Origin of the sequence: Acetivibrio sp. (genome assembly GCF_035371925.1) — a bacterium.
GTDB lineage: Bacteria > Bacillota > Clostridia > Acetivibrionales > Acetivibrionaceae > Hungateiclostridium.
The window spans coordinates 1-3,024 of record NZ_DAORXT010000162.1 but is presented as its reverse complement, the minus strand read 5'-3'; the positions used below and the strand labels follow the sequence as shown (position 1 = coordinate 3,024).

Here is a 3,024-nt window from a genome sequence, read left to right as displayed (position 1 = left end):
TTAAGAATTTCTTCAGTAGTCGTTTTTCAAAAAAACAGGAAAAATGACTGTCGCAGCCAGTCGTATACCAAGTTCTTTCAGGGATCCAAGCGGTTTTCTCTTCAAAGAGGACGGCACGCTTTATCGCCAAATAAACCGTGTTTACAGGGAACATTACGAACATCTTATAGAGTCAGGTCTTTATAAAAGACTCGTTGAAGAAAAACTGCTCATCTCCCATGAAGAGATAAGCAAGGAACAGAACGGGGCATTTAAAATAATAAAACCTGATATCATTCCTTTTATCTCCTATCCTTATGAATGGTGTTTCGGCCAGCTAAAAGATGCCGCCCTAACTACCCTTAATATTCAAAAAATAGCCCTCGAATATGGTATGTCATTAAAAGATGCCAGTGCATACAACATCCAGTTTCTCAATGGCAAACCCATCCTTATTGATACACTCTCTTTTGAGAAATACGTGGAAGGTGAGCCCTGGGTTGCCTATCGTCAGTTCTGCCAGCATTTTCTTGCGCCTCTTGCGCTCATGGCACTGACAGATGCGCGACTTAACCAGCTTGCAAGGGTATATATAGACGGCATTCCCCTTGATATGGCAAGCAGACTACTTCCCTTAAAAAGCTGGGTCAAATTTTCACTTCTTTCCCATATACATTTTCATGCAAAAAGCCAGAAACACTTTGCGGACAAACAAGTTAATGTGAAATTGAGAAAGCTGAGTAAGGTTTCCTTGCTCGGAATTATTGACAACCTTGAGAACGCAATAAAAGCACTCCATTGGCGTCCCGAAGAAACCGAATGGGCTGATTATTATGATTATACTAATTACTCCTCCACATCATTCGAGCACAAGAAATCCATCATCAGTAACTATCTCGAGAGAATAAACCCTAAAACTGTCTGGGATTTAGGTGCAAATACCGGCATCTTTAGCAGGATCGCAAGCAAAAAGGCAATTCCAACACTATCGTTCGATATTGATCCGGCTGCTGTTGAAAAAAATTATATCGAGTGCAGGAAGCATGGCGAGACTAACATCCTCCCCTTATTGCTTGACTTAACCAATCCAAGCCCATCCATCGGTTGGGCAAATGAAGAGAGAGCCTCCCTCGTAGAACGAGGCCCCGCCGACATGGTCTTTGCCCTTGCCCTAATTCACCATCTTGCGATTTCAAACAACCTGCCCTTTGATAAAATTGCATCATTTTTAAGTAAAATATGCCGTTTCCTTGTAATTGAATTCGTCCCTAAGAACGATTCACAGGTACAAAGGTTACTGCGCTCCCGTGAGGACATCTTCACGGATTATGATCAGGAACATTTTGAATCCGCCCTTAGTAACTATTTCTTAATCCTTGACTATATCAAAATTGAGCATTCTGAACGTACCCTCTATCTGATGGAAAAACAAAATCTCAACAATTCAGAAGCAATCAAACAATAATATTCCATGTTGACTGATAAACTAATACTTTTACATCCTTTATTATTTTCTATTATTTTCGTCATAATGCCATTTACACAATATGCAGGACTGATTCCGCCCGGGCAGATTGTTCTTCCGCTCATCGCAGTATGCGCTTTTTCTCTGCTGTTATATTTCCTTATAAAGTTGATCGTAAAAAAGGCGGGAACTTCCGTAGCCTTATTATCGCCTTTGCTGATTGTCTTCTGTAATTATGGGACATTATACGAATACATTTCAAGCTATACGAGTGGAACATATTTGAAGGGAATTGTTCTGGCAGCGACTTCTATTATAATCCTTTTTGCCTTGATATTCTATATCATTAAGTCTTTACGCTTTAGTAATAACAGAATTGCCAAGATTAACAAAGTATTTTGCATTATTGCGGGTATTCTATTAATTTTCAATGCTTACAGCATTACTATGCAAGCTGTCGCTTACGCAAAAATAAACGGGACGCTTAACACAAAAAATATATCTATATATAAACAACCAGAACGTCTTCCTGATATCTATTTTATTGTATTGGATGAATATGCTGCACCTTCACAGATGAAAAGTTATTTTAATCATGATATGTCACCTTTTGTTAATTTCTTGAATCAAAAGGGCTTTATGACAACAGAAATGATAACAAATTCTTTATCAACCGCTTCAATCTTGGAAGCCAGGCTAAATATTATCCCAGTAAAAAGACATGAGGGCAAAACATCTTCGGGTAGTTTCTCGGATAGCTTTCTCCAAAGCATGAACATTTTAAACGCTTATGAAGAAGAAAGAATGATTCGCCTTCGCAATAATAAAGTTGTAAACTATCTAAAAACAATCGGTTACCAATATATACACATGGGGTCATGGTTTGCACAGACGAGATACAATCAGCTTGCTGATAAGAATTATAATTTTTATGGATTGCAGTTCAAAGATGAATTACCTGCCATTATAGCGAGCAACAGCCTATTACGACTTTTTTTTATCAATAAATATTTTGTCCGGAGATCAGTTCTTGATGCATTTGATACTTTAGAAAATATGACTGTGATACTCGGTAAGCCAAAGTTCGTTTTTGCCCATATAATTTGTCCTCACACACCCTATGTCTTTGGCCCAAATGGAGAAAAACTAAGCACTATTAAAGGTCAAAGCGGCGATAGCAAAAAGCTTTACATTGACCAACATATTTTTATAACAAAAAAGGTGAAAGAACTTGTTGAACGTAAGCTATCATCTAATCAGACTGCGCCTGTAATAATAATACAGGCAGACCATGGGGCCAGGATGGACAAACCAGGTGCTCATAAAGTTTTCAGTGCTGTCTATATTCCAAAGCACCATGGAAAACTCTGGCCTGAAGGGACCAACTCAGTCAACACTTTTAGGTTTATATTTAATGAACTATTCGGGACAAATCTGGAAATCCTGTAAATGAATGATGGTTTATATATGCTAGGATTCTCTCACGCAGAGCCACAGAGCCCGCAGAGAAAGAGAAGCTGTGACAGTGATAGTGAGATAAAATGAACATCCCAAAGCCAACGCTATAAACGCAACAAACG

2 protein-coding genes are annotated in these 3,024 nt (G+C 38.6%); both read left to right on the top strand.

All coding sequences use genetic code 11. The features are described 5' to 3' along the window. Window positions 1–43: 43 nt before the first annotated feature. Window positions 44–1,444, top strand: coding sequence for a hypothetical protein (locus PLH43_RS13415; RefSeq protein ID WP_324363948.1), 1,401 nt, complete (start codon window positions 44–46; stop codon window positions 1,442–1,444). 282 nt (window positions 1,445–1,726) lie between these two features. Next, window positions 1,727–2,893 carry a sulfatase-like hydrolase/transferase gene (locus PLH43_RS13410; protein WP_324363946.1) on the top strand — a complete coding sequence of 389 codons (1,167 nt, stop codon included), beginning with the start codon at window positions 1,727–1,729 and terminating at the stop codon, window positions 2,891–2,893. The last annotated feature ends 131 nt before the right edge of the window (window positions 2,894–3,024 follow it).